Origin of the sequence: Streptomyces sp. NPDC004542 (assembly GCF_040610035.1) — a bacterium.
GTDB lineage: Bacteria > Actinomycetota > Actinomycetes > Streptomycetales > Streptomycetaceae > Streptomyces.
Map to the genome: position 1 here is coordinate 1 of NZ_JBEXLP010000042.1, position 25954 is coordinate 25954.

Sequence of the window (25954 nt, forward strand, 5' to 3'; positions counted from 1 at the left end):
CACCGCCGCGTTGTCGCATCACCCGAGTACGTCCAGTACGCGGGCGATGCTCCGCCTTGCGAGGCACCGCACCGGACGCCGCGAGCTTCCCGGCACACCTTTCCGGCCACAGCACTAGCTAGCCGAGCGCCGACTTCACCGCGTCGGCCAGCCGGCCGGCGACCGAGCGGGCCTGGTCGATGTCGGCGGCCTCGACCATCACGCGCACCAGCGGCTCCGTGCCCGACGACCGGAGCAGTACGCGGCCGGTCGAGCCCAGCTCCCGCTCGGCCTCGGCGACCGCGGCGGCGAGGTCGGCGGAGGTCTTCACCCGGGACTTGTCGACGTCGGGCACGTTGATCAGCACCTGCGGCAGCCGTTCCATGACCGAGCCGAGGTCCCGGAGCGTGCGGCCGGTCTGCGCGACGCGGGCGGCGAGCAGCAGGCCGGTCAGGGTGCCGTCGCCGGTGGTGGCGTGGTCGAGGATGATGACGTGGCCGGACTGCTCGCCGCCGAGGGCGAAGTCGTGCTCCTTCATCTCCTCCAGGACGTACCGGTCGCCGACAGCCGTCTGCACGAGGCGGATGCCCTCGCGCTCCATGGCCAGCTTGAAGCCCAGGTTCGACATCACGGTCGCGACGACGGTGTCGGAGCGCAGTGCGGAACGCTCCCGCATCGCCAGCGCGAGCACGGCCAGGATCTGGTCGCCGTCGATCTCCTCGCCGGTGTGGTCCACGGCGAGGCAGCGGTCGGCGTCACCGTCGTGGGCGATGCCGAGGTCGGCGCCGTGTTCGACGACGGCGGCCTTGAGTGTGCCGAGGTGGGTGGAGCCACAGCCGTCGTTGATGTTCAGGCCGTCCGGCTCGGCGCCGATCGTGACGACCTCGGCACCGGCCCGCGCGAAGGCCTCGGGCGAGACGCGGGCGGCGGCGCCGTGCGCCTCGTCGAGGACGATCTTCAGCCCGTCGAGGCGGTTCGGGAGCACGCCCAGCAGGTGGCTCACGTACTGCTCACCCCCCTCGTCGTACGGCCGTACGCGTCCCACCCCGGCGCCCGTCGGCCGCTCCCAGGGCTCGCCGTGGCGGTGGGCGTCGTACACGGCCTCGATCCGGTCCTCCAGCTCGTCGGCGAGCTTGTGGCCGCCGCGGGCGAAGAACTTGATGCCGTTGTCGGGCATGGCGTTGTGGCTGGCGGAGAGCATGACACCGAGGTCGGCGCCGAGCGCCCCGGTGAGGTACGCCACCGCGGGCGTCGGCAGCACGCCGACGCTCAGGACGTCCACGCCGGCGCTCGCGAGGCCGGCGACCACGGCGGCCTCCAGGAACTCCCCGGACGCACGCGGGTCCCGTCCGACCACCGCCTTCGGCCTGTGCCCCTCGAAGGTGCCCGCCTCGGCCAGTACGTGCGCCGCGGCGACGGAGAGGCCGAGCGCCATCTCGGCGGTCAGATCCGCGTTGGCGACGCCGCGCACACCGTCCGTGCCGAAGAGTCGTCCCACTTGTCCTCCTGAGGAAGCGTCAGTTGCGATGGCGGTCGCCGCCTGAACATCCGGTCACACTAGCCTTTGAGCGTCTTGTGTCGTTATACGCCGTTGGCTGGAATAAACGAACGCCCCGACGGCACATGTGGCGTGCCGCCGGGGCGTTCGGAGTACGAGCAGGCAGCTGCTGGTTAGCGCTTGCTGTACTGCGGGGCCTTGCGGGCCTTCTTCAGACCGGCCTTCTTGCGCTCGACCGCGCGGTCGTCGCGCTTGAGGAAGCCGGCCTTCTTGAGCGGGCCACGGTTGTTGTCGACGTCGGCCTCGTTCAGCGCGCGGGCGACACCGAGACGGAGCGCACCGGCCTGACCGGAGACACCGCCACCCGCGATGCGGGCGATGACGTCGTAGCGGCCCTCGAGCTCGAGCACCTTGAAGGGCTCGTTCACTTCCTGCTGGTGCACCTTGTTCGGGAAGTAGTCCTCGAGGGTGCGACCGTTGATCTTCCACTTGCCGGTGCCCGGGACGATCCGGACGCGGGCGATGGCGTTCTTGCGGCGGCCCAGGCCGGCGGCGGGCTGGGGCTCACCGAAGCGCGAGGCGAGGGACTCGGAGGTGTACTCACCCTCCACCGGAACCTCGGACTCGGTGGTGTAGCTGTCGATGTCAAGCTCTTCGAGCGGCTGCTCGGCAGTGGTCTCGGCCACGATTCTCCTCAGATTCTGTTCAGTCTTAGGGGGTGGCCGGACTTACTGCGCGACCTGGGTGATCTCGAACGGCACCGGCTGCTGGGCGGCGTGCGGGTGCTGGTCACCCTTGTAGACCTTCAGCTTCGAGAGCATCTGACGGCCCAGGGAGTTCTTGGGGAGCATGCCCTTGACGGCCTTCTCGATGGCCTTCTCGGGGTTCTTGTCGAGGAGCTCGTCGTAGCGGACGGAGCGCAGACCACCCGGGTAGCCGGAGTGGCGGTACGCCATCTTCTGGGTCCGCTTGTTGCCGGAGAGGTGCACCTTGTCGGCGTTGATGATGATGACGAAGTCACCAGCGTCGACGTGCGGCGCGTAGATCGGCTTGTGCTTGCCCCGGAGAAGGGTCGCTGCGGTGGTGGCGAGACGACCCAGGACAACGTCCTGAGCGTCGATGACGTGCCACTGGCGCGTCACATCGCCGGGCTTGGGGCTGTACGTACGCACGGTTCGTAGCCTTCGCTTCGAGTGAATGGTCCTGAACAGGTCACCGAAACGATCACGACAGCCTAGACCGCACGGCGGCGACGCATACCGCGTACGTGGGGTCGCTGGTCATCGGCCCGGTGGACCGGTGTAAGGGCCCGTCCCGTGAGAATGAGCAAGCCAATACACAACGAACAGGCAGGATACCCGCGGCGCGGCACCGGGGTCAAAACGGCCCCGCCCGCCACCGCGCGGCTCCGCCGGTTCTCACCCCCAGTGTAGGCGCCCCCACCACGGGGCTGCCGCCCCCGAACGGGCTGGGGCGGAGCCCCAGGGTGGGCCACGTCCCCGTCGGCCCGCGCGAGCGGGTGGGTGGGAAACCCCCCGGGGCCAGGGCCGGCGACCTCCCAGCCCGCCGAAACGGCTGGCCAGGGCAGGAAACCCCCGCGCCGGAGGCGGAGCCCGGGGAGGGAAAACAAGGCCCCGCGACCGAGCCGGTCGTGCGTGGAGTTGCGCCGAAAGGTGCCCTATCGCACCTGGTAGAGCCGCACCAGCACCCCCCGCCGCCCGTCTAAGATGCTCCCCCATGAGCTATGGGCAGGGGGGACCCCAGTCCCAGTGGGATCCCTGGAAACCGAACTCGCAGCAGCCCTGGAACAGCGGCGGTGGCGGCCAGACCCCGGACTGGGCCGCGCTCGCCGAGGCCTCGGAGACGCGGAACAAGCGGCGCAAGGTGCTGTTCATCGGCGGCGGCGTGGCCGCCACCGTGGCGATCGGCACCGCCGTCGCCATGGGCGTCATGTCGGCGAACGGGGACGACAACGCCTCGAACCAGCCGTCCAACCTGCCCGCGAGCGCCTCGCTGCCCAGCGACTCCGCACCGGCGCCGTCCTTCGAGCCCACCAGCGCCCCGCCGCCGCTGGACCCGAAGGACTTCATAGCCAGCGCGACGAAGGACAAGGCCCCGCTCAGCGCCGAGACGCTCTTCCCCGGCACCCAGCTGACCATGGGCGAGACGGTCTACAAGAAGGGCCCCACGGCCGACACCACGAACTGCGCCTCGGCCGCCGGCGGCACCCTCCCCAAGGTGCTCACCGCCAACGGCTGCACCCGGCTGCTGCGGGTGAGCTACGTCAAGGACGATGTCGCGGTGACCGTCGGCGTCGCCGTCTTCGACACCGAGGCCAAGGCCACCAAGGCCAAGGGCGAGGCCGACACCAAGAGCATCGTGAAGTCGCTGGCGGGCGGGGGCGTCAAGGCGTTCTGCAACGCAGCCGTCTGCCGCTCCACGACCAACACCCTCGGCCGCTACGCCTACTTCACGATCGCCGGATTCACCAACGGCAAGAACGTGACCACGAAGGACACCACGGTCTTCCGGACCGGTGACGACCTGGCCGAGTTCACCTTCCGGCAGATCCGCCGCCGGGGCGAGGCACAGGCCTCCGCGGCGGCCCAGTAGCCCGGCAGCCGGCCGTCACCGCCATCTCAGGCGCAGCCTGATCGGTACCACCGCCGACTCCAGCTGCGGCGCAGGGTCGTCTTCGAGACGCCCTCCGTGCCCTCCTCGAAGTGGATCGGGACCTCGACGGCGCGCTGCCCCGCCCGCACGGCCTCGTACTTCAGCTCCACCTGGAAGCTCGCCGACCGGACACCGGCCCCGGGACGACCGTACGCACCTCTGCTCCCCGGCGGCCGTGCGCCACGCTCAGACGTGCACCTTGCGGCGGGCCGGGTCCTCCTTGCCGGCCGGGTCGCCGCTCGTCCCGCGCGTCCGCTCCAGCAGCAGGAGCCGCAGGCCGGTCAGCTCCCGGGTGCTCACCGTCCGGAAGTCCCTCCGGATCGTCCGGGCGGTCGCCTTGGGCATGCCGCTCAGCGGCTGACCACCGGACGGGGACACCAGCCACAGCCGGCGCGCCCTCGCCAGGCACGTCGCGGGGCGCGGGCACTCCTGCGCATCGTACGAGCCCAGCCGCTGCGGCGTGCGGTACATGAGCACGTCCCGCGGGCGGCCCGGGTCGTCACGCAGCTCGTAGGCCATGGCCCGCCGCGCCGCCGTCACCCCGCTGAACACGACCCCGTCACCCGTGCGCTGCCCGGCCTCGACGATCCGTGCCGCGCCCCGGAAGTCGGGCTCTCCCCGCTGGTCCGCGCGGGCCTCGCGAAGACCGGGCAGCGCCTGCCAGGTGAGTCCGGCGACCGCCGCCGCGGCGAGCACCCAGCCCATGCCCCGCCGGGCCGCCGCCCCCGCCCCGGCCCGCGGTCCGGCGACCGGCCCGGCGAGCCGGCCCACGGCGACCGCCGCGAGCAGCAGCCAGGCGGGAACGGTGCACAGCAGCGGGCCCGCCGGCAGCGGGAGACGCTGCTCCGGCGCGGTCACGCAGGCCGCCAGCGGAGGCAGTGCGATCCACACGATGGCCGGGAGCGCGTGCCGGCCGGCGAAGCACAGGCCGGTCAGGCCCAGAGCCAGCACCGGCACGGCCACCGCCCACGACCCGAAGAGGTCCTCCGGGAACGTCCCGGCGCCGGGACCGCGCACCGCGCCCGGCGTGCCCTGTCCCGCCCCCTGGACGGCCGTCGGGATGACGAAGCACAGGCCCGGCACGACGGCCGCCGTGTAGGCCCAGCCCGCGATCCGGTCGCCGGAGCGCCGGGCGGCCAGCACCATCGCCAGGTGTGCGCCGAGCACCGTGACCGCGGTCAGATCGCTCCAGCCGATCAACGGCACGGTCAGGGCGTAGCCGGCCCACACCTTGAGGCCGGGCTGTCGCAGCGCCCTGGCGAGCAGCAGGGTCGACAGAAGAACGGCGGCCACCGCGAAGGCGTACGGCAGGATCTCCTGGCCGTAGCGCGTCACCGAGGGCACGACGGCGAACGCGAAGCCGGCGAGGAGCCCGGTTCGCGTGGTGAACAGACGCCGCCCGAGGAGGGCGGTCAGCCCGGCCGCGGAGGCCATGGCCAGCGCGGCCGGGAGCCGCATGGCGGTCGGCGAGTCCCCGGCGACGGCGATCCAGGCGTGCATCAGCACGTAGTACGGGGTGCGGACCACGTCCTCGGTGCGGATCAGCAGGCTCAGGTCGTGGAGGGAGAGCGTCGCCGCCCACCAGGTGGCGTGCTCGTCCCGCCACAGCTGCCGTTCGCCGATCCCGCGCAGGACCACCGCCAGGGCGGCGGCCGCGGGCGGCAGGAAGACCAGCAGGGCCGCGAGGCGCCCGCCCCGGGCACCCGCGCGCCGCTCGGCCTCCCGCCGGGCGCGCCGCCCGGCGGGGGCGGCCTCGGGCGGGTCGGGGGCGTACCCGGCCGTCGTACCGCTCATCGCCTGACCCAGACCCGGTAGGCGTCGTCACCGTTGCTCGTCGTGAACGGCAGCACGGCGGCCAGCCGGTAGTGGGCGTTGTTCTCGAGCCCCTCCTTGACCGCCCGGTACGTGTCGGGCGTCACGCCGGCGCGCATGACGATCGCGTCGAAGCGTCCGTCGCGCACCGCCTGCCGGAAGGCGTCCGGTCCGCCGTACTGCCTGCCGTCCTTGCCCCGGTAGTCCATGTAGTAGGGGTTCTGCCACTGGTTCCAGCCGGTGACGTCGCGCAGGTAGTACGCGGGTACCTCCTGCTCCACGGCCAGGTAGTGGCCCGTGCGGTCGACGACGTTGCGCAGATAGGCGGTGAGCCGGGAGGAGTCCGGGAAGCTGTACACCCGCTGCGCCTGCACCATGCCGAACACCAGCGTGAGGACGTACAGCATGATGCCGAGCTGCGGGTGCCGGAAGTGCGGGCCGACCAGGCGGGCCATGCCCAGGCCCGCCATGGGCGCGGCGAAGAGCAGGCCGAAACCGACGTGCTTGAAGAGGGAGACCTCGGTCTGGAGGTGGACCTGGTACGCGGGAGCCAGCAGCGCGGTCCCGGTGAGCGTCAGCCCGAGCGCGGCACGCCGCCGGCGCCCCGGGGTGGTGGTACCGCCGATCCACGGCATCTCGCCCATGCGCCCGCGCAGCACGTACGCGACGGAGCCGCCGAGTGCCGCGAGGAAGAGCAGGCCGCCCCACTGGCCGCTGTCCCACAGCAGGGTCATGGCGGAATCGGTGCCGTGCGCGCGGCCGGTGGTGGTGGAGCCGATCCCGCCCAGCGGCCCGGACAGGGAGTAGCCGGCACCCAGCAGGGCCGCGGTGCCCGCTCCCAGCACGGTCCCCCGGCCCAGGGCCCTGGGCCCGCGGTGGCGGTGGGCGGTGACCACCGCGAGCACCACCAGGGTCGGCAGGTACAGGCCGGAGGCGTACTTCACCGCGACGGCCAGCGCGGCGGGCGGCGCGGCGAGCAGGACGGCGGCCGATCTCATCCGGTCGGTGCGCACCACCGCGTACATCGACAGCGCCAGCAGGAAGATCGCGGCCGCGTCGTAGGTGGCGAAGTTGCCGAGCACCGTCGTCGACTGCACGACGGAGAACAGCGCGGCCGCGCCGAGGGCCGCCCGCAGGTTGAACAGCCGCCTGGTCGTGGCGTACAGCAGCCCCGTGGCGCCCAGCATGAACAGCAGGCTGAGGATCCGGACCCCGGTCAGTCCGAGCCGGGAGTCCACGACGGCCGCGAGCACCGGGTACAGCTTCGGGTGGCCCGAGAAGTAGCCCGCGAAGTCGGCGGGCAGCCGCGTGCCGTGCAGCAGGTTGTCCAGTTCGTAGTGCCCGGACGCCACGTACAGGGCCTCGTCCTCGAACGCGGTCCCGTGCAGCCGCAGTGACAGCCCGGCCTGTACGAGCAGCAGCACCAGCAGCACGCCGCGTCCGAGCAGCTTGCCGCGGCGGGTGTCCACGGCCCAGGAGGCCTCGGGGACGGCGGGCAGCCGGTAGCCGGGCCGGGGCTCCGGCGCGGGGTCGGGTGCGAGCGCGACCGGATGCGGTGCGGGCTCCGGTGGGGGGTCGGCGTACGGGTCGTAGGGGTACGTCTCGTAGTACTCCGGGAGCGCCTGCCCGGCGGGCTGCGGGTACGGCCCCTGCGGCCACGGGTACGCCTGGTGCCCGTACAGCTGCTCGTACGGCTGCTGGGCGTATGCCTCGCGGTCGTACGGCTCCTGGCCCTGGGCCTGCTGGTCCCACGGAAGTGGCTGGAAACTGCTCATGGCTTGGTCACGTCGAATCCGAAGCGGCGGCCGGCGGCCTGTTGGCGGAACGTTTCAGCAGAGGCTGATCCGCTGGTGACTCGCCAGTCCGCCTCCTTGTCGAAGTCGAACCACACGAAACCGATCACGTCGTCGTGCGCGGCCGTGCCCCGGAAGAGGTCGGTGATGTCCGCGGGCTTGCGCGGACCGGCCTCGGCGGCCGTCTCCGCGATGATCACCGGTTTGCGTGTGAAGGCGCGGACCTGGTCCATGGTCGGCCCGTACAGGGTGTCGAAGGTGGCGGGTCCGTGGGCGGCGTAGTAACCGATGACACCCACCCAGTCGACGTACTCGTCACCCGGCCAGTACGGCTTCAGGCGGACGTCGGGCATGGGGTTGACGACGTTCGGGCTCCACACCCAGATGACCTGGGTGGCACCCACCTCGTCGAAGACCTCGTGGACGTGCCGGAACGCGGCGACGAACTGCGCGGCGGTGGCCTTCTTCGTCCCCCACGGGTACCAGAAGCCGTTCATCTCGTGCCCGAAGCTGATCGCCACCGGCAGGTCGAGGTCCCTGACGGCACGCGCGTAGGCGCGGATGTACGCGTCGCTCCCGCCCGCCGCGATCTCCTTCAGGCTCTTCTCGAAGGGCTCCCAGGCGATGTACGCGAGCGCTCCGTAGCGCCAGGCGTTGCGCACGGACCGCGTCTCGTACCGGTCGCCCCAGGCGGAGTAGAACTCGACCACGTTGGGCTTCTTGCCGGCGGTCTTCGCGAACGCCTCGACGTTCTTCATGCTCGCGGGAGCGCCCCTGGCCGCCAGGCCCAGGTACTTCTTCCGCCCGGCCGGCACCAGCAGCGGCAGCACGTCGTACGGGGCGGCGGGCTTCGCCGACTCCACGGCCGCCACACTGGGGTCGGCCGCCCCGCCCCGGGCCTGCTCGTACTGCGCCCGGCCCTTCGCGGAGAAGGTGGCGCAGCCCGCGAGGAGCGCGCAGGCGAGCAGCAACGCCGCCGTCGCGGCGATCCGGCGCGTCATGCGGTCCGCTCCCGGGGCCGCACGAGCACGCGCCCGACGACCAGGGCGTAGAACAGGCCCGCGGACAGCATCAGGGCGAAGTCCGGCGGATACAGCGTGAGCATGCGCCAGGCCGCGATCAGCACCCACAGCACCGCCGTCCCGCCGGTCCACACGATCATTCCGGTCCAGTAGCGCCGCATCCCGTTCTTCTTGGCGCCCTGCGAACCGGTGGGCTTCCAGCCCATCGGCCGGCCGCGCAGCACGTCCCAGACGGCGAACACGTGCGACCAGCCGTACATCAACCGCACCGCCCACGCCTCCAGCCGGTACGGCGCCCGGTGCCACAGCGGCAGCAGCAGGGTCACGTAGGCCACACTCGGCAGCACCCACAGCGAGTTCTCGGCGCGCAGCAGATCGGGGCGCAGGACCAGCAGCGCGAGCGGGATGAGCGGCGTGACGAAGGTCGCGAGGGCGGTCTGGAGGTAGTAGAGGAAACCGGAGACGTAGCACAGCCGTGTCTGGAACCTCAGGTCCAGTTCCCAGAACCTTCTGCCGGTGAGCAGTTCCAGCGAGCCCATGCACCAGCGGTACTGCTGGTTGTGGAAGGCGCCGGCCGTGTCCGGGCAGACCCCCGTCGACAGCGCCACCGGGACGTAGCGCAGCTTCCAGCCCAGGGCCCGCAGGTCGAAGCCGGTGTACATGTCCTCGGAGTGCTCGACCAGCGTGATGCCGCCGATCTGCGCGAGGGCCGAGCGCCGGTACACCGCGCACGAGCCGACACAGATCGAGCCGTCCTTGCCCTCACGGGAGGTCTGCACGGAGCGGTAGAACTGCTCCTGGACGGCACCGGCACCGCGCTCGATCCAGTTCTGCCGGTCGGTGATCCGGAAGAACTGCGGGGACTGCACGATCCCCACGCGTTCGTCGGCGTCCAGGTACGGCAGCAGTTCGTCGAGCAGGTCGGCGCGCGGCGCGAAGTCGGCGTCCAGGATGAGGATGTGCTCACCGCCGGTGATCCCGAAGGCGTGGTGCAGGTTGCCCGCCTTCTTGAACCAGCCCCGGTCGGGCCGCACCACGTACCGGAAGCCGAAGTCGCGCGCCATGGCCCCCACCTCGGAGTCGGCGGCGTCGTCGAGCACGTACACGTTCACTTCACCGCGATAGGTCCCCGCGAGCCGGTTCACGTGCACCCAGGTGTTGTGCAGCACCTCCAGCGGCTCCCCGCACACCGGCAGGAAGACGTCGACGCTCGGGTGGGCGGCCGGCCGCCAGCCGGCCACCAGCGCCTTGTGCGCCTTCAGGTCGAAGTCCTTGCTCAGGCCGTCCAGGTACAGGGAGATGAGGTAGTCCGCGACGACGAGCGCCAGCAGCGGCGTGGTCAGCCAGAACCACGGGCTCGACGCCGTGAACAGCACCTGGCTCACGGCGAGACAGGCGAAGCTGACCAGCGAGCCGGCCATCAGCACGGACAGATGGCGGCGCACGTACGCGTACTTCTCCGCGTCGTCCGGCGGTTGCGGGAGCAGTCCGTGGCTCTCGGCGATCCGTCTGCGTCTGCGATGCTGCGCGGCGCGCGCATCCCCGACGGCACTACTCATCTCGCGAACTCCCCGGGCCGGTAAGCCCGTTACCCTCACCGATGCCCGGACCGCACCTAATCGAATCTTTGACCGTACTGGGAAAGCATAACCGGGTTACGGGAGGTAAGTCCGAACAGTCGTGTTACAGGACGGTTGCACGGCCTCAGCAGCAGCCGGCTCCGGGCAGCGACCGCTTGTTCCGCGCCTCCCTGCTCCGCGCGGCCAGCAGCTCGTCCGCGGGGTAGCCGACCTCCTCGAGGGTCAGCCCGTGCGGCCGCACGACGTGCACCGCCGAGTCCCGCACCCCGGCCGCGAGCACCTTCCCCGGCCAGTCCGGCGGGCGGTGCCCGTCCCCCACGAACAGCAGCGCGCCGATGAGCGAGCGCACCATGTTGTGGCAGAAGGCGTCCGCACGGACGGTCGCGGTGATGATCCCGTCGGCGCCCTTGTCGAGCCACAGCTCCTGGAGCGTGCGGATCGTGGTCGCGCCCTCGCGCTTCTTGCAGTACGCGGCGAAGTCGTGCTCACCGAGGAGCCGGCGGGCGGCCTCGTTCATGGCGTCGACGTCCAGCGGCCAGTCGTGCCACAGGACGTGTCCCCGCAGCACCGGGTCGACCCCGCCGGGGTTGTCGGTGACGCGGTAGGCGTAGCGGCGCCAGATCGCGGAGAAGCGGGCGTGGAAGCCGCCGGGCGCCTCCCTGAGCGCCCACACCCGCACGTCCCTGGGCAGGCGCCCGGCGAGCCGCTTGAGCAGCTTCCCGTGGTGCTCGGCCCACACCTCCCCGGGCAGATCGACATGGGCGACCTGCCCGCGCGCGTGCACCCCGGCGTCCGTACGCCCGGCCACGGTCAGCTCGTACGTCTCCCGGGACCGCGTCACCGTACGCAGGGCGTCCTCGATCTCGCCCTGCACGGTCCGCCGGCCCCCGGCCTGCTTGGCCCAGCCGTGGAAGTCCGAGCCGTCGTAGGACAGGTCGAGGCGGACACGGACGCAACCGGGCTGTACTTCGTCACTCACTCCTGGATCCTCTCAGGGAACGCGGAACGGGCCCGCCCCCTGGGGGGTAGGCCCGTTCGGTGCGAGGCGGAGCCTCAGGCGTCCTTCGTGCTTTCGTCGGCCGCTTCCGCGGCGGGCTCGGCAGCGGCCTCCTCGGCCGGAGCCTCGGTGGCGTCCTCGGCCTTGGTCTCCTCGACCTTGGCCTCGTCGGCCTCCTTGACCGCACGCTTGGTGGCGGCCTCGGCCTCACCGGTCGCCTGCTGCGCCACCGTCAGCGCCTCGACCAGCTCGATGACGGCCATGGGCGCGTTGTCGCCACGGCGGTTACCGATCTTGGTGATGCGGGTGTAGCCACCCGGACGGTTCTCGTAGCGCGGGCCGATCTCGGTGAAGAGCGTGTGGACGACGCTCTTGTCCGTGATGACCTGGAGCACCTGGCGGCGGTTGTGAAGGTCGCCCTTCTTCGCCTTGGTGACCAGACGCTCGGCGTACGGGCGCAGGCGGCGGGCCTTCGCCTCGGTGGTGGTGATGCGGCCGTGCTCGAACAGCGACTTCGCGAGGTTCGCGAGGAGCAGCTTCTCGTGCGCGGCGCTGCCGCCCAGACGGGCACCCTTGGTGGGCTTCGGCATGGTTCTTCTCCTGTGTGTCTGCCCCGGCCGTATCAGGTACCGGGGTCAGTATCCGAGCAGGCGGTCGCCTGTCGGAGATCCGGGGTCCGCTGCCGCGGACCCCGGAGGTGGTGGAGATCAGTACTGCTCGGTCTCCACGAAGCCCGCGTCCGCGTCGTCGTCGGCGCCGAAGGCGTCCGCGGCAGCGGTCGGGTCGAATCCGGGCGGGCTGTCCTTGAGGGCCAGGCCCATGCCGGCCAGCTTCGCCTTGACCTCGTCGATGGACTTCGCACCGAAGTTGCGGATGTCCAGCAGGTCGGCCTCGGAGCGCGCCACGAGCTCACCCACGGAGTGGATGCCCTCACGCTTGAGGCAGTTGTAGGAGCGGACCGTGAGCTCCAGCTCCTCGATCGGCAGCGCGAGGTCGGCGGCCAGGGCGGCGTCCGTGGGGGACGGGCCCATGTCGATGCCCTCGGCGTCGATGTTCAGCTCGCGGGCGAGACCGAACAGCTCGACCAGGGTCTTGCCGGCGGAGGCCATGGCGTCACGGGGACGCATCGCCTGCTTGGTCTCGACGTCGACGATCAGCTTGTCGAAGTCGGTGCGCTGCTCGACACGCGTGGCCTCGACCTTGTACGTGACCTTCAGCACGGGGCTGTAGATGGAGTCGACCGGGATACGGCCGATCTCCTGGCCCACCTGCTTGTTCTGCACGGCGGAGACGTAACCGCGGCCACGCTCGACCGTCAGCTCCATCTCGAGCTTGCCCTTGCCGTTGAGCGTGGCGAGGACCAGGTCGGGGTTGTGCACCTCGACACCGGCCGGGGGCGCGATGTCGGCGGCGGTGACCAGACCCGGGCCCTGCTTGCGCAGGTACATCACGACGGGCTCGTCGTGCTCCGAGGAGACGACCAGCTGCTTGATGTTGAGGATCAGGTCGGTGACGTCCTCCTTGACGCCCGGCACGGTGGTGAACTCGTGCAGGACGCCGTCGATGCGGATGCTGGTGACAGCGGCACCGGGGATCGACGACAGGAGGGTGCGGCGGAGGGAGTTGCCGAGGGTGTAGCCGAAGCCCGGCTCCAGCGGCTCGATCACGAACCGGGAGCGGAACTCGTCGACGACCTCTTCGGTCAACGAGGGGCGCTGAGCGATCAGCATGTGTGGATCAGATCCTTCTTTCGTGGACGCCCGCTATTTGACGCCCGACGGAAACCGCACCCTTGAGAAGTGCGGGTACTGCAAGGGTACGGGCGGCACGCCCCTTACGGAGCCGTGCCGCCCGGCCAACCCTGCGAAGCGACGTCAGACGCGACGGCGCTTCGGCGGACGGCAGCCGTTGTGCGGGGTCGGGGTGACGTCCTGGATGGAGCCGACCTCGAGGCCCGTGGCCTGCAGGGAGCGGATCGCGGTCTCACGACCGGAGCCCGGACCCTTGACGAACACGTCGACCTTGCGCATGCCGTGCTCCTGGGCGCGGCGGGCAGCCGACTCGGCGGCCATCTGCGCGGCGAACGGCGTGGACTTCCGGGAGCCCTTGAAGCCGACGTGGCCGGCGGAGGCCCAGGAGATCACGTTGCCGGACGGGTCCGTGATCGAGACGATCGTGTTGTTGAACGTGCTCTTGATGTGCGCGTGGCCGTGAGCGACGTTCTTCTTTTCCTTGCGGCGCACCTTCTTGGCAGCGCCCTGACGACCCTTGGGGGGCATCTATAACTCCTACGGGAGGTGGTCGGTCCTGCAGCGAAGACCGTGGACAGGCGTCCGCTGAGGACTACTTCTTGCCCGGCTTCTTCTTGCCGGCGATGGCGCGACGCGGGCCCTTGCGGGTACGGGCGTTGGTGCTGGTGCGCTGACCGCGGACCGGCAGGCCGCGGCGGTGACGCAGACCCTGGTACGTGCCGATCTCGACCTTGCGGCGGATGTCGGCCTGGATCTCGCGACGGAGGTCACCCTCGGTCTTGATGTTGTTGTCGACGTACTCGCGGATCGCGACGAGCTGCTCCTCGGAGAGGTCGCGAACGCGGGTGTTCGGGTCGACGCCGGTGGCTGCCAGCGTCTGCTGCGAAAGCGTCCGGCCGATGCCGAACACGTAGGTGAGGGCGATCTCCACGCGCTTTTCGCGCGGGATGTCAACACCGGAAACGCGTGCCATTCAATGGCTCCTGGTGATCTTCGGAGGTCTTCGGCAGGACCGGCTCCCAGCCGCCGTACTAGGTACGAACTGGGTCCCCGGCCTCCGAACCGGGGGTGTCGAGCCGTGACCGGCTCGGGCCCTGCGTATGAACAAATTCAGCTTGCGTCGCGCGAATCTCTGCGTCGGGTGCAGAGGGATCGGTCGTGCGTCAGCCCTGGCGCTGCTTGTGGCGCGGGTTCTCGCAGATGACCATGACCCGGCCGTGACGGCGGATCACCCTGCACTTGTCGCAGATCTTCTTGACGCTCGGCTTGACCTTCATTGGTGAGGTTCTCCGGGTCAGTGCCATCGCTCCGGGCGGGCCCGGGGCGCGGGCAAGATCTACTTGTACCGGTAGACGATCCGGCCACGCGTCAGGTCGTACGGAGACAACTCCACCACGACCCGGTCGTCAGGGAGGATGCGGATGTAGTGCATACGCATCTTGCCGCTGATGTGTGCCAGGACCTGGTGGCCGTTCTGGAGCTCGACCTTGAACATGGCGTTCGGCAGAGACTCGACGACAGTGCCCTCGATCTCGATGGCACCTTGCTTCTTGGCCACGCTTCGCCCTTCGAATCGACTACCTTGATCGACTCTCCTGCTTCCCTTGCGGGCGCATGCGGACATGCGGGTGCACGAGAGCCGACGAGTCAGTCTACGTCAGCGCACCCGGAAACACGAATCGAGAGAGTCTGCCCGGCGCCCGGGATCGGTATGCACGAAGTGCCCGGCCGATGACGCACGCGTCGGCCGCGCCGCCGGGACCGGCGCCCGGGGCGTCTGCCGTGCTTCAAACGGCTGCGCCCGTGTCCGCCGGAGGGCGCCGGGAGGCGTCAGGCCGGACCCGCCGTCAGGCGAGCGGGTCCGGGGCCGCCGTCAGGCGAGCGGGTCCGGGGCCGCCGTCAGGCGAGCGGGTCCGGGGCCGCCGTGATGCCGTGCTCGGCCAGCTTGGCCTTGCCGCCGTCGGGGGCCGTGAGGACGAGGGGGCCCTCTTCCGTCAGGGCGACGGAGTGCTCCCAGTGGGAGGACCAGGTGCCGTCGGTGGTGATGACCGTCCAGTCGTCGGAGAGGACCTCGGTCCTGGGGGTGCCCAGGGACACCATGGGCTCAATGGCCAGGCAGAAGCCGGGGACCAGCTTGGGGCCCTTGCCCCGGCGGCGGTCGACGTAGTTCAGCAGGTGCGGGTCCATGTGCATCTCGGTGCCGATGCCGTGGCCGCCGTAGTCCTCGATGATGCCGTAGCGGCCGCCACCGGGCTTCGGCTGGCGGCGGATGTACGTCTCGATCGCCCGCGAGACGTCGACCAGGCGGCCGCCCTGCTTCATCGCCGCGATGCCGGCCCACATCGACTCCTCCGTGACCCGGGAGAGCTCGACCAGCTCCGGCGCGTGACCGGAGCCGACGAAGGCGGTGTAGGCCGCGTCACCGTGCCAGCCGTCGACGATCGCGCCGCAGTCGATGGAGATGATGTCGCCGTCCTTGAGGACGACGTCGTCGGAGGGGATGCCGTGCACGACGACCTCGTTCACCGAGGTGCAGATCGTCGCCGGGAAACCGCCGTAGCCGAGGAAGTTCGGCTTGGCGTTGTGCTCGGCGAGCACCTTCCGCGCGACCTCGTCCAGGTCCTTGGTGGTCGCCCCGGGCACCGCGGCCTCCCGGGTGGCCGCGTGGATCGCGGCGACGACCAGCCCCGCCGCACGCATCTTGGCGATCTGCTCCGGGGTCTTGATCTGCACCATGGGGGGCCTGCGCTCTCCGTCACTCACGTCGGCTCGGTTACCTGTACAACAGTACGGCCGCGGCACCCGCCAGGGCGCCGCGGCCGGAAGGACCGCGAACTACTTCTTCTCGGCCTTCTCGCGCTTGAGGGCGTCCATCGCGCGCTCGGTGACCTCGTCCACCGGGCCCAGCGAGGAGATCGTACGGACCAGCCCCTGAGCCTTGTAGTAGTCGATGATCGGCTCGGTCTGCGTGTGGTACACCTCCAGCCGCTTGCGGACCGTCTCCTCGGAGTCGTCGTCGCGCTGGTACAGCTCACCGCCGCACACGTCGCAGACACCCTCCTGCTTCGGCGGGCTGTACGTCACGTGGAAGACGTGGGAGGAGTCCTTGCGGCAGATCCGCCGGCCGGCGATCCGCTTCACGACCTCGTCCTCGGGTACTTCCAGGTCGAGCACCGCTTCCAGCTTGATGCCCTCGGTCTCGAGCAGCTCGTCCAGCGCCTCGGCCTGGGAGACGTTGCGCGGGAAGCCGTCCAGCAGGAAGCCGCCCTCGGCGTCCGGCTGCTCCATGCGGTCCTTGGCCATGGCGATGGTGACCTCGTCCGGGACGAGGTTGCCGGCGTCCATGTAGGACTTCGCGAGTTTCCCGAGCTCCGTCTGCTGGCTGATGTTGGCGCGGAACAGGTCACCCGTGGAGATGTGCGGGATGCGCAGCTTCTCGGCGAGGCGCACTGCCTGCGTTCCCTTACCGGCACCCGGCGGCCCGACGAGGACGATTCGCATCAGCGGAGGAACCCTTCGTAATTGCGCTGCTGGAGCTGGCTCTCGATCTGCTTCACCGTCTCCAGACCCACACCCACGATGATCAGGATGCTGGTCCCGCCGAACGGGAAGTTCTGGCTTGCGCCGAAGCCGACCAACGCCATTGTCGGTACGAGAGCGATCAGACCCAGATACAGCGAACCCGGCCAGGTGATCCGGTTGAGCACGTAGCTGAGGTACTCAGCGGTCGGTCGGCCAGCCCGGATGCCCGGGATGAAGCCACCATACTTCTTCATGTTGTCGGCGACTTCCTCGGGGTTGAAGGAGATCGCCACATAGAAGAACGCGAAGAACACGATGAGCAAGAAGTACAAAGTGATGTAAAGCGGGTGATCACCCTTGGTCAGGTTCTGCTGCACCCACTGCTTCCAGCCCGAGTTGCCGCCGGAGAACTGCGCCACCAGGGCCGGGATGTAGAGCAGGGACGAGGCGAAGATGACGGGAATCACACCCGCCTGGTTCACCTTCAAGGGGATGTAGGTGGACGTACCGCCGTACGAGCGACGGCCGATCATGCGCTTGGCGTACTGCACGGGGACGCGGCGCTGGGCCTGCTCGACGAAGACCACCAGGCCGACCATGACCAGGCCCACCAGGATCACGGTGCCGAACTCGATCCAGCCGCCCGCCAGGGTGCCCTGCTTCTTGATGGCCCACAGCGCGGACGGGAAGGTCGCCGCGATCGAGATGAACATCAGGATGGACATGCCGTTGCCGATGCCGCGGTCGGTGATGAGCTCACCGAGCCACATGACGACGGCCGTACCGGCGGTCATGCAGACGACCATCGTGATGGTGGTGAAGATGGCCCGGTCCGGGACGATGCCCGTGGCGACGGAGCAGCCGTTGAACAGGGCGCCGCTGCGAGCGGTGGCCACCAGGCCGGTGCCCTGGAGGATGGCGAGGGCCACGGTCAGGTAGCGGGTGTACTGCGTGATCTTCGTGGTACCCGCCTGGCCCTCCTTCTTGAGGGCTTCGAGGCGCGGGATGACCACGGTCAGCAGCTGGAGGATGATGCTCGCCGTGATGTACGGCATGATCCCGAGCGCGAAGATCGTGATCTGGAGCAGCGCGCCACCGCTGAACATGTTGACCAGACCGAACAGGCCCTGGTTGCCGGACGCCTCTTTGACGCACTGCTGGACGGCCTGGTAATTGACGCCGGGGATCGGGATGTGGGTACCGACCCGGTACACCACGATGATGCCCAGCGTGAAGAGCAGCTTCTTGCGCAGGTCGGGCGTCCTGAACGCCCGGGCGAACGCGGTGAGCACGGTGCCTCCTGCGACCCCCGCGCAACTGCGTCAAGGGTGAGTCTGAGGTTCGACAAATACGTAACGGTCAACTGCCGCTCAGAGTGCCCGAGGTGAGCACCCAGTGAAAGTAGGCAGTGCAGGCCACCTTACCGGCGAGACCGCCCCCTCGGAACGACCAACCGGGGATACCCCAAAATGTGGGGTATCCCCGGTCGGGATTTCGCTCACGTCATCGAGGCGCCTGACGGGATCAGACGAGCTCGGTGACCGTACCGCCGGCGGCGGTGATCTTCTCCTTGGCGGAGCCGGAGACGGCGTCGACCGTCACCTGCAGCGCCACGGAGACCTCGCCCTGGCCGAGGACCTTGACGAGGCTGTTCTTGCGAACGGCGCCCTTGGCCACCAGGCCCTCGACGGTGACCTCGCCACCCTCGGGGTAGAGCGCGGCCAGCTTGTCGAGGTTCACGACCTGGTACTCGGTCTTGAACGGGTTCTTGAAGCCCTTCAGCTTCGGGAGACGCATGTGGAGCGGCATCTGGCCACCCTCGAAGCGCTCCGGAACCTGGTAGCGGGCCTTCGTGCCCTTGGTACCACGACCGGCCGTCTTACCCTTCGACGCCTCACCACGACCGACACGGGTCTTGGCGGTCTTGGCGCCCGGGGCGGGACGGAGGTTGTGGATCTTGAGCGGGTTGTTCTCCGCCATGATCAGTCGACCTCCTCGACCGTCACGAGGTGGCGGACGGTGTGCACCATGCCGCGGAACTCGGGGCGGTCCTCCTTGACGACCTGCGTGTTGATGCCCTTGAGACCAAGGGAGCGCAGGGTGTCACGGTGGTTCTGCTTGCTGCCGATGTAGGACTTCACCTGCGTGATCTTGAGCTGCGCCATGATCACACACCCGCCCCGGCACGCGCACGCAGCAGGGCCGCGGGAGCGACGTCCTCGAGCGGCAGACCACGGCGGGCCGCGATCTCCTCGGGACGCTGCAGACCCTTCAGGGCCGCCACGGTCGCGTGCACGATGTTGATCGCGTTGTCGGAGCCGAGCGACTTCGACAGCACGTCGTGGATACCGGCGCACTCGAGCACGGCACGCACCGGACCACCGGCGATCACACCGGTACCGGGGGACGCGGGCTTGAGCAGCACGACGCCGGCCGCCTTCTCACCCTGGATGGGGTGCGGGATGGTGCCCTGGATCCGGGGGACCTTGAAGAAGTGCTTCTTGGCCTCCTCAACACCCTTGGCGATGGCGGCCGGCACCTCCTTGGCCTTGCCGTAACCGACACCCACGGTGCCGTCACCGTCGCCCACCACGACCAGCGCGGTGAAGCTGAAGCGACGACCACCCTTCACAACCTTGGCGACACGGTTGATCGCGACGACGCGCTCGACGTACGCGGTCTTCTCGGCGGCAGCAGCGCCGCCGTCACGGCCCTTCCGGTCCCGCCGCTCGCCGCCACCGGCACCGCCACCGCGGCGCTGGGGTCCAGCCATTGGAATTACCTCTCTCTGTTTCCGCTAGCTACGGCAGGCTCAGAACTTGAGCCCGGCTTCGCGGGCGGCGTCCGCCAGAGCGGCGATGCGCCCGGCGTACTGGTTGCCACCACGGTCGAACACGACAGCCTCGACACCGGCGGCCTTGGCACGCTCGGCGACCAGGGCGCCGACCTGCTTGGCCTGGGCCGACTTGTCGCCCTCGCCACCGCGGACGGAGGCGTCCAGGGTGGACGCCGACGCCAGGGTGTGGCCCTTGAGGTCGTCGATCACCTGCGCCACGATGTGGCGGTTGGAGCGGGTCACGACCAGACGGGGACGCTCCGCCGTGCCCGAGATCCGCTTGCGGATCCGGATGTGACGGCGCTTGATCGCGGCGCGCTTGTAGGCGTCGCCCTTGAGGATCTTCTGCCCGTATGCCATGGCTTACTTACCCGCCTTTCCGACCTTGCGGCGGATGACTTCGCCCTCGTACTTGACGCCCTTGGCCTTGTACGGGTCGGGCTTGCGCAGCTTGCGGATGTTGGCCGCAACCTCGCCGACCTTCTGCTTGTCGATGCCCTCGACCTGGAAGCGGGTCGGGGTCTCCACCTTGAAGGTGATGCCCTCGGGCGCCTCGACGGTGATCGGGTGGCTGTAGCCGAGCGCGAACTCGAGGTTCGAGCCCTTGGCGGTCACGCGGTAACCGACACCGCTGATCTCGAGCTTCTTCACGTAACCCTGGGTCACGCCGGTGATCATGTTCGCCACCAGCGTGCGGGACAGGCCGTGGAGGGCCTTGTTCTGACGCTCGTCGTTCGGGCGGGTGACGTTCAGGACGCCGTCCTCACCCTTGACGACCTCGATCGGTGCCACGACGGTGTGGGTCAGCTCGCCCTTGGGGCCCTTGACCGAGACCGTACGGCCGTCGATGGTGACGTCCACGCCGGCGGGAACCGCGATGGGGAGCTTGCCGATACGCGACATAGCTGTTTCCTCCGTTCCCTTCCGCTACCAGACGTAGGCGAGGACTTCCCCACCCACGCCCTTCTTGCCGGCCTGCTTGTCGGTGAGGAGCCCGTGCGACGTGGAGATGATCGCCACGCCGAGGCCGCCGAGCACCTTCGGCAGGTTGGTGGACTTCGCGTACACCCGGAGACCGGGCTTGGAGATCCGCTTGATGCCCGCGATGGAGCGCTCACGGTTCGGGCCGAACTTCAGCTCGAGGACGAGGTTCTTGCCGACCTCGGCGTCCTCGATCTTCCAGCCCGTGATGAAGCCCTCCTGCTGGAGGATCTCCGCGATGTGCGACTTGATCTTCGATGCCGGCATCGTCACGGAGTCGTGGTATGCCGAGTTCGCGTTCCGCAGACGCGTAAGCATGTCTGCGATCGGATCAGTCATGGTCATGAATTGGCCTTCGGCCTCTCTCGCCGGGGTTTCCTGGTGCGCCATCCCTCTCCCCGATCCGAGACGGGACGGGTGCGGCGCGGTGGACCTACGGCGTAGTAAGTCGTACGGGCGCGACAGACGCCCAACCCCGCAAGCCTAAGGCATGCGGAGAAGGGCCTCTGCCGACCCAGATGCTTACCGAGAGCTTCAGGAATCCCTAAAACAGGGATTACCAGGAGCTCTTGGTCACGCCCGGCAGCTCGCCACGGTGAGCCATCTCACGGAGGCACACGCGGCACAGGCCGAACTTGCGGTACACGGAGTGCGGGCGGCCACAGCGCTGGCAGCGGGTGTAGCCACGCACCCCGAACTTGGGCTTGCGAGCAGCCTTAGCGATCAGAGCCTTCTTCGCCATCTCGCTCACGCCTCCTTGAACGGGAAGCCGAGGTGACGAAGGAGCGCGCGGCCCTCAGCGTCGTTGGTCGCCGTGGTCACCACGGTGATGTCCATACCCCGGGTGCGGTCGATCTTGTCCTGGTCGATCTCGTGGAACATGACCTGCTCCGTGAGACCGAAGGTGTAGTTGCCACGGCCGTCGAACTGCTTGGGGGACAGGCCGCGGAAGTCGCGGATGCGCGGCAGCGCGAGCGACAGGGTGCGGTCCAGGAACTCCCACATGCGGTCGCCACGGAGCGTGACGTGGGCACCGATCGGCTGGCCCTCACGCAGCTTGAACTGCGCGATGGACTTGCGGGCCTTGGTGACGGCCGGCTTCTGACCGGTGATGGTGGTCAGGTCGCGGATCGCGCCCTCGATCAGCTTCGAGTCACGGGCGGCGTCGCCGACACCCATGTTGACCACGATCTTGACGAGGCCGGGGATCTGCATGACGTTCTCGTACTTGAACTCGTCACGCAGCTTGCCCGCGATCTCCTCGCGGTACTTCTGCTTCAGACGCGGAGTGGTGGTGGTAGCCATCAGATGTCCTCACCCGTCCGCTTGGCAACGCGGATCTTGTTGCCTTCGTCGTCGAAGCGGTAACCGACACGCGTGACGACCTTGTTGCCGTCCTTCTCCACGACGAGCTGAACGTTGCTCACGTGGATCGGGGCCTCGGTCGTGACGATGCCGCCGGCCTGCGAACCGCGAGCGGTCGGACCGGCCTTGGTGTGCTTCTTGACCCGGTTGACACCCTCGACCAGGACGCGGTCCTCGCGGGGGTAGGCCGCGATGACCTTGCCCTGCTTGCCCTTGTCCTTGCCGGTGATGACCTGGACCAGGTCGCCCTTCTTGATCTTCATGCTTACAGCACCTCCGGAGCCAGCGAGATGATCTTCATGAACTTCTTCTCGCGCAGCTCACGCCCGACCGGGCCGAAGATGCGGGTGCCGCGAGGGTCACCGTCGTTCTTCAGAATGACGGCGGCGTTCTCGTCGAAGCGGATGTACGAGCCGTCCGGACGACGGCGCTCCTTGACGGTGCGAACGATGACCGCCTTGACGACGTCACCCTTCTTCACGTTGCCACCGGGGATCGCGTCCTTGACGGTGGCGACGATGACGTCACCGATGCCCGCGTAGCGGCGACCGGAGCCACCGAGCACACGGATGCAAAGGATCTCCTTCGCACCAGTGTTGTCGGCGACACGCAGTCGCGACTCCTGCTGGATCACGTCTATCTCCTGATCGTCTGCCGGTTCCCTCCGGGAGTTGGACCGGAGAGCCTGGCGGAACTGTCCTGCGGGGTTGCTCCGCAGGAATTACTTACGCCTCCGAGGGCGGAAAACCGCGCCGGGGGCTTCACCGCGGCCAGGCCCTGGGGCCTGGCGCGGAGCCCCCGGCGGGGGCAGCGGGGGCCGGGCCCCCGCTTGATTACTTCGCCTTCTCGAGGATCTCGACGACGCGCCAGCGCTTCGTCGCGGACAGCGGCCGGGTCTCCATGAGGAGGACGCGGTCGCCGACACCCGCGGCGTTCTGCTCGTCGTGCGCCTTGAGCTTGTTGGTACGGCGGATGACCTTGCCGTACAGCGCGTGCTTGACGCGGTCCTCGACGGCGACGACGACGGTCTTGTCCATCTTGTCGCTGACGACGAGACCCTCACGGGTCTTGCGGAAGCCGCGGGCCTCTGCAGTCTGCTCAGTCACGTTGCTCTCACTCATCAGGCGCTCTCCACCGTCTCGATGCCCAGCTCGCGCTCACGCATCAGGGTGTAGATCCGCGCGATGTCCTTACGGACGGCCTTCAGCCGACCGTGGTTCTCGAGCTGACCGGTCGCCGCCTGGAAGCGGAGGTTGAACAGCTCTTCCTTGGCCTCGCGGAGCTTGCCCAGAAGCTCCTCGTTGCCCAGCTCGCGCAGCTCGGACGCCTTGGTACCGGCCGACATCACGCTTCACCTGCCTCGCGCTTGACGATCCGGCACTTCATCGGCAGCTTGTGGGCTGCGCGAAGGAGCGCCTCACGGGCGATCTTCTCGTTCGGGTAGGACAGCTCGAACATCACCCGACCCGGGTGAACGTTCGCGATCCACCACTCCGGCGAACCCTTACCGGAACCCATGCGGGTCTCGGCGGGCTTCTTGGTCAGCGGGCGGTCCGGGTAGATGTTGATCCAGACCTTGCCGCCACGCTTGATGTGGCGGGTCATCGCGATACGGGCCGCCTCGATCTGGCGGTTGGTCACGTACGCCGGCGTGAGGGCCTGAATGCCGTACTCGCCGAACGCGACCGTCGTACCGCCCTTGGCCTGACCACGGCGCTTCGGGTGGTGCTGCTTGCGGTGCTTGACCCTACGGGGGATCAGCATGTCGGTCAGGCCTCCGTTCCGCCAGTAGAAGAGGACGGCGCCTCAGCCGGAGCGGACGCGGGAGCCTCGGCCTTGGGGGCCTCGGCGCCGGCAGCCTGCTGCGGCTTGCGACCGCGCCGCTCGCCACCACGGCCACCACGGGCCGGGCGGTCGGCGCCACCGCGGGCCGGGCGGTTACCCGCACGGGCGGCAGCGTTCTCGGCGCGGACCTCGGCGATGTTCTTGACGTCGCCCTTGTAGATCCAGACCTTCACGCCGATGCGGCCGAAGGTCGTCTTGGCCTCGAAGAAGCCGTAGTCCACGTTCGCGCGGAGCGTGTGCAGGGGCACGCGGCCCTCGCGGTAGAACTCCGAGCGGGACATCTCGGCGCCGCCGAGGCGGCCACCGCACTGGATCTTGATGCCCTTGGCGCCGGCCTTCATCGCGGACTGCATGCTCTTGCGCATGGCCCGACGGAAGGAGACGCGGGAGGAGAGCTGCTCGGCGACGGCCTGCGCAACCAGCTGAGCGTCGGTCTCGGGGTTCTTGACCTCGAGGATGTTCAGCTGGACCTGCTTGCCCGTGAGCTTCTCGAGGTCGCCGCGGATGCGGTCGGCCTCGGCGCCACGGCGGCCGATGACGATGCCCGGACGAGCGGTGTGGATGTCCACCCGCACACGGTCACGGGTGCGCTCGATCTCGACCTTGGAGATGCCGGCGCGCTCCATGCCGGACGTCATCATCCGACGGATGGCGACGTCTTCCTTGACGTAGTCCTTGTACAGCTTGTCGGCGTACCAACGCGACTTGAAGTCGGTGGTGACACCGAGCCGGAACCCGTGCGGGTTTACCTTCTGGCCCATTACCGGGTTCCTTCCTTGCTGCTGACGACCACGGTGATGTGGCTGGTCCGCTTGCGGATCCGGTAGGCACGGCCCTGGGCACGCGGACGGAACCGCTTCAGGGTCGGGCCCTCGTCGACGTAGGCCTCGGAGACGAAGAGGCTGTCGACATCGGTGTGGTCGTAGTTGTGCGCGGCGTTGGCGATGGCGCTGTCCAGCACCTTGCCGACCGGCACGCTCGCGGCCTGCGGGGCGAAACGCAGGACCGCCTGAGCCTCCGTGGCGTCCATGCCACGGATAAGGTCCACCACGCGGCGGGCCTTCATGGGCGTGACGCGGATGTACCGCGCCTGGGCCCTGGCTTCCATGGTTGTCCTTCCAGTGTCTGTCATGGTCATTCCACCCCGCTACTAGCGGCGCTTCGACTTCCGGTCGTCCTTGACGTGACCCCGGAAGGTGCGCGTCGGCGAGAACTCGCCGAGCTTGTGGCCGACCATCGACTCGGTGACGAACACCGGAATGTGGGTCTTGCCGTTGTGCACCGCGATCGTGTGACCCAGCATGCTGGGGATGATCATCGAGCGTCGGGACCAGGTCTTGATGACGTTCTTGGTACCGGCTTCGTTCTGGGCGTCCACCTTCTTGATCAGGTGGTCGTCGACGAAGGGTCCCTTCTTCAAGCTACGAGGCATCTCAACCCGTCCTTAGCGCTTCTTGTTCGTCTTGCGGCGGCGGACGATGTACTTGTTCGACGCCTTCTTGGGCGAACGAGTACGGCCTTCCTTCTTGCCCCACGGGGACACGGGGTGGCGGCCACCGGAGGTCCGGCCCTCACCACCACCGTGCGGGTGGTCGACCGGGTTCATGACCACACCACGGACGGTCGGGCGAACGCCCAGCCACCGCTTGCGGCCCGCCTTGCCCCAGTTGATGTTGCTCTGCTCGGCGTTGCCGACCTCACCGACGGTGGCGCGGCAGCGCGCGTCCACCATGCGGATCTCGCCGGACGGCATACGGAGGGTCGCCATGGCGCCCTCACGCGCCAGCAGCTGCACCGAGGCACCCGCGGAACGGGCGAGCTTGGCGCCACCGCCGGGACGGAGCTCGATCGCGTGGATCGTGGTACCGACCGGGATGTTGCGCAGGGCCAGGTTGTTGCCCGGCTTGATGTCGGCCCCGGGACCGTTCTCGACGCGGTCACCCTGCTGCAGGTTGCGCGGGGCGAGGATGTAGCGCTTCTCGCCGTCGGCGTAGTGCAGCAGCGCGATGCGCGCGGTGCGGTTGGGGTCGTACTCGATGTGCGCGACCTTCGCCGGCACGCCGTCCTTGTCGTGACGACGGAAGTCGATCACTCGGTAGGCGCGCTTGTGTCCGCCACCCTGGTGGCGAACGGTCACACGACCGGCGTTGTTACGGCCGCCCTTGCTGTGCAGGGGGCGGACCAGCGACTTCTCCGGCGTGGACCGCGTGACCTCGACGAAGTCGGCGACGCTGGCGCCACGACGGCCCGGCGTAGTCGGCTTGTACTTGCGGATTCCCATTTCTCAGTCCTCGTCCGAT

At 69.0% G+C, this 25954-nt stretch carries 35 protein-coding genes and 1 pseudogene; 1 reads left to right on the top strand and 35 read right to left on the bottom strand.

Annotation, left to right across the window (positions count from 1 at the left end; translation table 11 throughout):
• Window positions 1-118: 118 nt before the first annotated feature.
• The 3 genes from glmM to rplM form a co-directional block, all read right to left on the bottom strand.
• Entirely contained in the window at window positions 119-1477 is a 1359-nt protein-coding gene (gene glmM / locus ABZX30_RS22515) for a phosphoglucosamine mutase (RefSeq protein WP_355936062.1), read from the bottom strand.
• A gap of 173 nt (window positions 1478-1650) precedes the next feature.
• Window positions 1651-2163 carry a 30S ribosomal protein S9 gene (rpsI, locus tag ABZX30_RS22520; protein WP_103812805.1) on the bottom strand — a complete coding sequence of 171 codons (513 nt, stop codon included), beginning with the start codon at window positions 2161-2163 and terminating at the stop codon, window positions 1651-1653.
• A gap of 42 nt (window positions 2164-2205) precedes the next feature.
• On the bottom strand, window positions 2206-2649 hold the full coding sequence (rplM, locus tag ABZX30_RS22525; protein ID WP_014674395.1) for a 50S ribosomal protein L13: 444 nt from the start codon (window positions 2647-2649) through the stop codon (window positions 2206-2208).
• Window positions 2650-3214: 565 nt separating this feature from the next.
• On the opposite strand from rplM, the gene ABZX30_RS22530 reads away from it, so the two are divergent.
• Complete coding sequence (locus ABZX30_RS22530) at window positions 3215-4090, top strand: hypothetical protein (RefSeq protein WP_355936066.1); 876 nt, start codon at window positions 3215-3217, stop codon at window positions 4088-4090.
• Between the two features lie 15 nt (window positions 4091-4105).
• Here ABZX30_RS22530 and ABZX30_RS22535 read toward each other — a convergent pair.
• The 32 genes and pseudogenes from ABZX30_RS22535 to rplB all read right to left on the bottom strand — a co-directional run.
• Window positions 4106-4269: pseudogene (locus tag ABZX30_RS22535) on the bottom strand (polyprenol monophosphomannose synthase); the annotation flags it as partial.
• 67 nt (window positions 4270-4336) lie between these two features.
• Window positions 4337-5944 (bottom strand): glycosyltransferase family 39 protein, encoded by a 1608-nt coding sequence (locus ABZX30_RS22540; protein ID WP_355936068.1) that lies wholly within the window; start codon window positions 5942-5944, stop codon window positions 4337-4339.
• Window positions 5941-7737 carry a glycosyltransferase family 39 protein gene (locus tag ABZX30_RS22545; RefSeq protein WP_355936071.1) on the bottom strand — a complete coding sequence of 599 codons (1797 nt, stop codon included), beginning with the start codon at window positions 7735-7737 and terminating at the stop codon, window positions 5941-5943. Before ABZX30_RS22545 ends, ABZX30_RS22540 begins: the two co-directional genes overlap by 4 nt.
• A complete protein-coding gene (locus tag ABZX30_RS22550) occupies window positions 7734-8756 on the bottom strand; it encodes a glycosyl hydrolase (RefSeq protein ID WP_355936073.1) in 1023 nt (340 codons plus the stop codon). Before ABZX30_RS22550 ends, ABZX30_RS22545 begins: the two co-directional genes overlap by 4 nt.
• A complete protein-coding gene (locus ABZX30_RS22555) occupies window positions 8753-10336 on the bottom strand; it encodes a cellulose synthase catalytic subunit (RefSeq protein ID WP_355936075.1) in 1584 nt (527 codons plus the stop codon). Before ABZX30_RS22555 ends, ABZX30_RS22550 begins: the two co-directional genes overlap by 4 nt.
• A 145-nt stretch (window positions 10337-10481) precedes the next feature.
• Window positions 10482-11336, bottom strand: coding sequence for a tRNA pseudouridine(38-40) synthase TruA (gene truA, locus ABZX30_RS22560; RefSeq protein WP_355936077.1), 855 nt, complete (start codon window positions 11334-11336; stop codon window positions 10482-10484).
• 74 nt (window positions 11337-11410) lie between these two features.
• Complete coding sequence (gene rplQ, locus ABZX30_RS22565) at window positions 11411-11944, bottom strand: 50S ribosomal protein L17 (RefSeq protein WP_355936079.1); 534 nt, start codon at window positions 11942-11944, stop codon at window positions 11411-11413.
• 117 nt (window positions 11945-12061) lie between these two features.
• Complete coding sequence (locus ABZX30_RS22570; RefSeq protein ID WP_003966937.1) at window positions 12062-13084, bottom strand: DNA-directed RNA polymerase subunit alpha; 1023 nt, start codon at window positions 13082-13084, stop codon at window positions 12062-12064.
• 144 nt (window positions 13085-13228) lie between these two features.
• On the bottom strand, window positions 13229-13633 hold the full coding sequence (rpsK, locus tag ABZX30_RS22575; RefSeq protein WP_003956432.1) for a 30S ribosomal protein S11: 405 nt from the start codon (window positions 13631-13633) through the stop codon (window positions 13229-13231).
• Between the two features lie 64 nt (window positions 13634-13697).
• Complete coding sequence (gene rpsM / locus ABZX30_RS22580) at window positions 13698-14078, bottom strand: 30S ribosomal protein S13 (RefSeq protein ID WP_004984507.1); 381 nt, start codon at window positions 14076-14078, stop codon at window positions 13698-13700.
• Window positions 14079-14268: 190 nt separating this feature from the next.
• The gene (gene rpmJ / locus ABZX30_RS22585) at window positions 14269-14382 is read right to left on the bottom strand and encodes a 50S ribosomal protein L36 (RefSeq protein WP_003998809.1); all 114 of its coding nucleotides are present in this window, start codon (window positions 14380-14382) and stop codon (window positions 14269-14271) included.
• 59 nt (window positions 14383-14441) lie between these two features.
• Window positions 14442-14663 (bottom strand): translation initiation factor IF-1, encoded by a 222-nt coding sequence (gene infA / locus ABZX30_RS22590; protein ID WP_003948620.1) that lies wholly within the window; start codon window positions 14661-14663, stop codon window positions 14442-14444.
• A gap of 341 nt (window positions 14664-15004) precedes the next feature.
• Entirely contained in the window at window positions 15005-15841 is an 837-nt protein-coding gene (map, locus tag ABZX30_RS22595) for a type I methionyl aminopeptidase (RefSeq protein ID WP_355936081.1), read from the bottom strand.
• Between the two features lie 99 nt (window positions 15842-15940).
• Complete coding sequence (locus ABZX30_RS22600; protein WP_355936083.1) at window positions 15941-16606, bottom strand: adenylate kinase; 666 nt, start codon at window positions 16604-16606, stop codon at window positions 15941-15943.
• Window positions 16606-17919 carry a preprotein translocase subunit SecY gene (gene secY, locus ABZX30_RS22605; RefSeq protein ID WP_355936085.1) on the bottom strand — a complete coding sequence of 438 codons (1314 nt, stop codon included), beginning with the start codon at window positions 17917-17919 and terminating at the stop codon, window positions 16606-16608. Before secY ends, ABZX30_RS22600 begins: the two co-directional genes overlap by 1 nt.
• A gap of 232 nt (window positions 17920-18151) precedes the next feature.
• Window positions 18152-18607, bottom strand: a complete 456-nt coding sequence (gene rplO, locus ABZX30_RS22610; protein WP_006140897.1) for a 50S ribosomal protein L15 — start codon at window positions 18605-18607, stop codon at window positions 18152-18154.
• A 2-nt stretch (window positions 18608-18609) separates the two neighbouring features.
• On the bottom strand, window positions 18610-18792 hold the full coding sequence (gene rpmD / locus ABZX30_RS22615; protein WP_003974250.1) for a 50S ribosomal protein L30: 183 nt from the start codon (window positions 18790-18792) through the stop codon (window positions 18610-18612).
• Between the two features lie 2 nt (window positions 18793-18794).
• On the bottom strand, window positions 18795-19400 hold the full coding sequence (gene rpsE, locus ABZX30_RS22620) for a 30S ribosomal protein S5 (RefSeq protein ID WP_030860989.1): 606 nt from the start codon (window positions 19398-19400) through the stop codon (window positions 18795-18797).
• 39 nt (window positions 19401-19439) lie between these two features.
• Window positions 19440-19823, bottom strand: coding sequence for a 50S ribosomal protein L18 (gene rplR / locus ABZX30_RS22625; protein WP_100827758.1), 384 nt, complete (start codon window positions 19821-19823; stop codon window positions 19440-19442).
• 3 nt (window positions 19824-19826) lie between these two features.
• Window positions 19827-20366: a 50S ribosomal protein L6 gene (rplF, locus tag ABZX30_RS22630; protein WP_355936089.1), complete on the bottom strand. Its 540-nt coding sequence runs from the start codon at window positions 20364-20366 to the stop codon at window positions 19827-19829.
• A 24-nt stretch (window positions 20367-20390) separates the two neighbouring features.
• Window positions 20391-20789, bottom strand: a complete 399-nt coding sequence (gene rpsH / locus ABZX30_RS22635) for a 30S ribosomal protein S8 (protein ID WP_007494756.1) — start codon at window positions 20787-20789, stop codon at window positions 20391-20393.
• Window positions 20790-21000: 211 nt separating this feature from the next.
• Complete coding sequence (locus ABZX30_RS22640) at window positions 21001-21186, bottom strand: type Z 30S ribosomal protein S14 (RefSeq protein WP_003948630.1); 186 nt, start codon at window positions 21184-21186, stop codon at window positions 21001-21003.
• 5 nt (window positions 21187-21191) lie between these two features.
• Window positions 21192-21749, bottom strand: coding sequence for a 50S ribosomal protein L5 (rplE, locus tag ABZX30_RS22645; protein WP_023547375.1), 558 nt, complete (start codon window positions 21747-21749; stop codon window positions 21192-21194).
• Complete coding sequence (gene rplX / locus ABZX30_RS22650) at window positions 21749-22072, bottom strand: 50S ribosomal protein L24 (RefSeq protein ID WP_030671805.1); 324 nt, start codon at window positions 22070-22072, stop codon at window positions 21749-21751. The genes rplE and rplX overlap by 1 nt, the downstream gene beginning before the upstream one ends.
• 2 nt (window positions 22073-22074) lie before the next feature.
• Window positions 22075-22443 (bottom strand): 50S ribosomal protein L14, encoded by a 369-nt coding sequence (gene rplN, locus ABZX30_RS22655; RefSeq protein WP_003998823.1) that lies wholly within the window; start codon window positions 22441-22443, stop codon window positions 22075-22077.
• Window positions 22444-22642: 199 nt separating this feature from the next.
• Window positions 22643-22930, bottom strand: a complete 288-nt coding sequence (gene rpsQ / locus ABZX30_RS22660; RefSeq protein ID WP_003992363.1) for a 30S ribosomal protein S17 — start codon at window positions 22928-22930, stop codon at window positions 22643-22645.
• A complete protein-coding gene (gene rpmC, locus ABZX30_RS22665) occupies window positions 22930-23154 on the bottom strand; it encodes a 50S ribosomal protein L29 (protein ID WP_030174543.1) in 225 nt (74 codons plus the stop codon). The genes rpsQ and rpmC overlap by 1 nt, the downstream gene beginning before the upstream one ends.
• The gene (rplP, locus tag ABZX30_RS22670; protein ID WP_132857211.1) at window positions 23154-23573 is read right to left on the bottom strand and encodes a 50S ribosomal protein L16; all 420 of its coding nucleotides are present in this window, start codon (window positions 23571-23573) and stop codon (window positions 23154-23156) included. Before rplP ends, rpmC begins: the two co-directional genes overlap by 1 nt.
• A 5-nt stretch (window positions 23574-23578) precedes the next feature.
• Window positions 23579-24415 carry a 30S ribosomal protein S3 gene (gene rpsC / locus ABZX30_RS22675; protein ID WP_355936094.1) on the bottom strand — a complete coding sequence of 279 codons (837 nt, stop codon included), beginning with the start codon at window positions 24413-24415 and terminating at the stop codon, window positions 23579-23581.
• Entirely contained in the window at window positions 24415-24762 is a 348-nt protein-coding gene (rplV, locus tag ABZX30_RS22680) for a 50S ribosomal protein L22 (RefSeq protein WP_030778516.1), read from the bottom strand. Before rplV ends, rpsC begins: the two co-directional genes overlap by 1 nt.
• A 42-nt stretch (window positions 24763-24804) precedes the next feature.
• Window positions 24805-25086, bottom strand: a complete 282-nt coding sequence (rpsS, locus tag ABZX30_RS22685) for a 30S ribosomal protein S19 (RefSeq protein ID WP_132857210.1) — start codon at window positions 25084-25086, stop codon at window positions 24805-24807.
• Between the two features lie 12 nt (window positions 25087-25098).
• Window positions 25099-25935, bottom strand: a complete 837-nt coding sequence (gene rplB / locus ABZX30_RS22690) for a 50S ribosomal protein L2 (protein WP_061920724.1) — start codon at window positions 25933-25935, stop codon at window positions 25099-25101.
• Window positions 25936-25954 lie beyond the last annotated feature (19 nt).

Bases quoted from the DNA above. Each gene is read 5' to 3' on its own strand.
- ABZX30_RS22530 (WP_355936066.1), top strand. From the start codon at position 3,215: ATGAGCTATGGGCAGGGGGGACCCCAGTCCCAGTGGGATCCCTGGAAA.
- ABZX30_RS22540 (WP_355936068.1), bottom strand. From the start codon at position 5,944: ATGAGCGGTACGACGGCCGGGTACGCCCCCGACCCGCCCGAGGCCGCC.
- ABZX30_RS22545 (WP_355936071.1), bottom strand. From the start codon at position 7,737: ATGAGCAGTTTCCAGCCACTTCCGTGGGACCAGCAGGCCCAGGGCCAG.
- ABZX30_RS22550 (WP_355936073.1), bottom strand. From the start codon at position 8,756: ATGACGCGCCGGATCGCCGCGACGGCGGCGTTGCTGCTCGCCTGCGCG.
- ABZX30_RS22555 (WP_355936075.1), bottom strand. From the start codon at position 10,336: ATGAGTAGTGCCGTCGGGGATGCGCGCGCCGCGCAGCATCGCAGACGC.
- rplQ (WP_355936079.1), bottom strand. From the start codon at position 11,944: ATGCCGAAGCCCACCAAGGGTGCCCGTCTGGGCGGCAGCGCCGCGCAC.
- ABZX30_RS22570 (WP_003966937.1), bottom strand. From the start codon at position 13,084: ATGCTGATCGCTCAGCGCCCCTCGTTGACCGAAGAGGTCGTCGACGAG.
- rpsK (WP_003956432.1), bottom strand. From the start codon at position 13,633: ATGCCCCCCAAGGGTCGTCAGGGCGCTGCCAAGAAGGTGCGCCGCAAG.
- rpsM (WP_004984507.1), bottom strand. From the start codon at position 14,078: ATGGCACGCGTTTCCGGTGTTGACATCCCGCGCGAAAAGCGCGTGGAG.
- rpmJ (WP_003998809.1), bottom strand. From the start codon at position 14,382: ATGAAGGTCAAGCCGAGCGTCAAGAAGATCTGCGACAAGTGCAGGGTG.
- map (WP_355936081.1), bottom strand. From the start codon at position 15,841: ATGGTGCAGATCAAGACCCCGGAGCAGATCGCCAAGATGCGTGCGGCG.
- ABZX30_RS22600 (WP_355936083.1), bottom strand. From the start codon at position 16,606: ATGCGAATCGTCCTCGTCGGGCCGCCGGGTGCCGGTAAGGGAACGCAG.
- rplO (WP_006140897.1), bottom strand. From the start codon at position 18,607: ATGGCGGAGAACAACCCGCTCAAGATCCACAACCTCCGTCCCGCCCCG.
- rpmD (WP_003974250.1), bottom strand. From the start codon at position 18,792: ATGGCGCAGCTCAAGATCACGCAGGTGAAGTCCTACATCGGCAGCAAG.
- rpsE (WP_030860989.1), bottom strand. From the start codon at position 19,400: ATGGCTGGACCCCAGCGCCGCGGTGGCGGTGCCGGTGGCGGCGAGCGG.
- rplR (WP_100827758.1), bottom strand. From the start codon at position 19,823: ATGGCATACGGGCAGAAGATCCTCAAGGGCGACGCCTACAAGCGCGCC.
- rplF (WP_355936089.1), bottom strand. From the start codon at position 20,366: ATGTCGCGTATCGGCAAGCTCCCCATCGCGGTTCCCGCCGGCGTGGAC.
- rpsH (WP_007494756.1), bottom strand. From the start codon at position 20,789: ATGACCATGACTGATCCGATCGCAGACATGCTTACGCGTCTGCGGAAC.
- ABZX30_RS22640 (WP_003948630.1), bottom strand. From the start codon at position 21,186: ATGGCGAAGAAGGCTCTGATCGCTAAGGCTGCTCGCAAGCCCAAGTTC.
- rplE (WP_023547375.1), bottom strand. From the start codon at position 21,749: ATGGCTACCACCACCACTCCGCGTCTGAAGCAGAAGTACCGCGAGGAG.
- rplX (WP_030671805.1), bottom strand. From the start codon at position 22,072: ATGAAGATCAAGAAGGGCGACCTGGTCCAGGTCATCACCGGCAAGGAC.
- rpsQ (WP_003992363.1), bottom strand. From the start codon at position 22,930: ATGAGTGAGAGCAACGTGACTGAGCAGACTGCAGAGGCCCGCGGCTTC.
- rpmC (WP_030174543.1), bottom strand. From the start codon at position 23,154: ATGTCGGCCGGTACCAAGGCGTCCGAGCTGCGCGAGCTGGGCAACGAG.
- rplP (WP_132857211.1), bottom strand. From the start codon at position 23,573: ATGCTGATCCCCCGTAGGGTCAAGCACCGCAAGCAGCACCACCCGAAG.
- rpsC (WP_355936094.1), bottom strand. From the start codon at position 24,415: ATGGGCCAGAAGGTAAACCCGCACGGGTTCCGGCTCGGTGTCACCACC.
- rplV (WP_030778516.1), bottom strand. From the start codon at position 24,762: ATGGAAGCCAGGGCCCAGGCGCGGTACATCCGCGTCACGCCCATGAAG.
- rpsS (WP_132857210.1), bottom strand. From the start codon at position 25,086: ATGCCTCGTAGCTTGAAGAAGGGACCCTTCGTCGACGACCACCTGATC.
- rplB (WP_061920724.1), bottom strand. From the start codon at position 25,935: ATGGGAATCCGCAAGTACAAGCCGACTACGCCGGGCCGTCGTGGCGCC.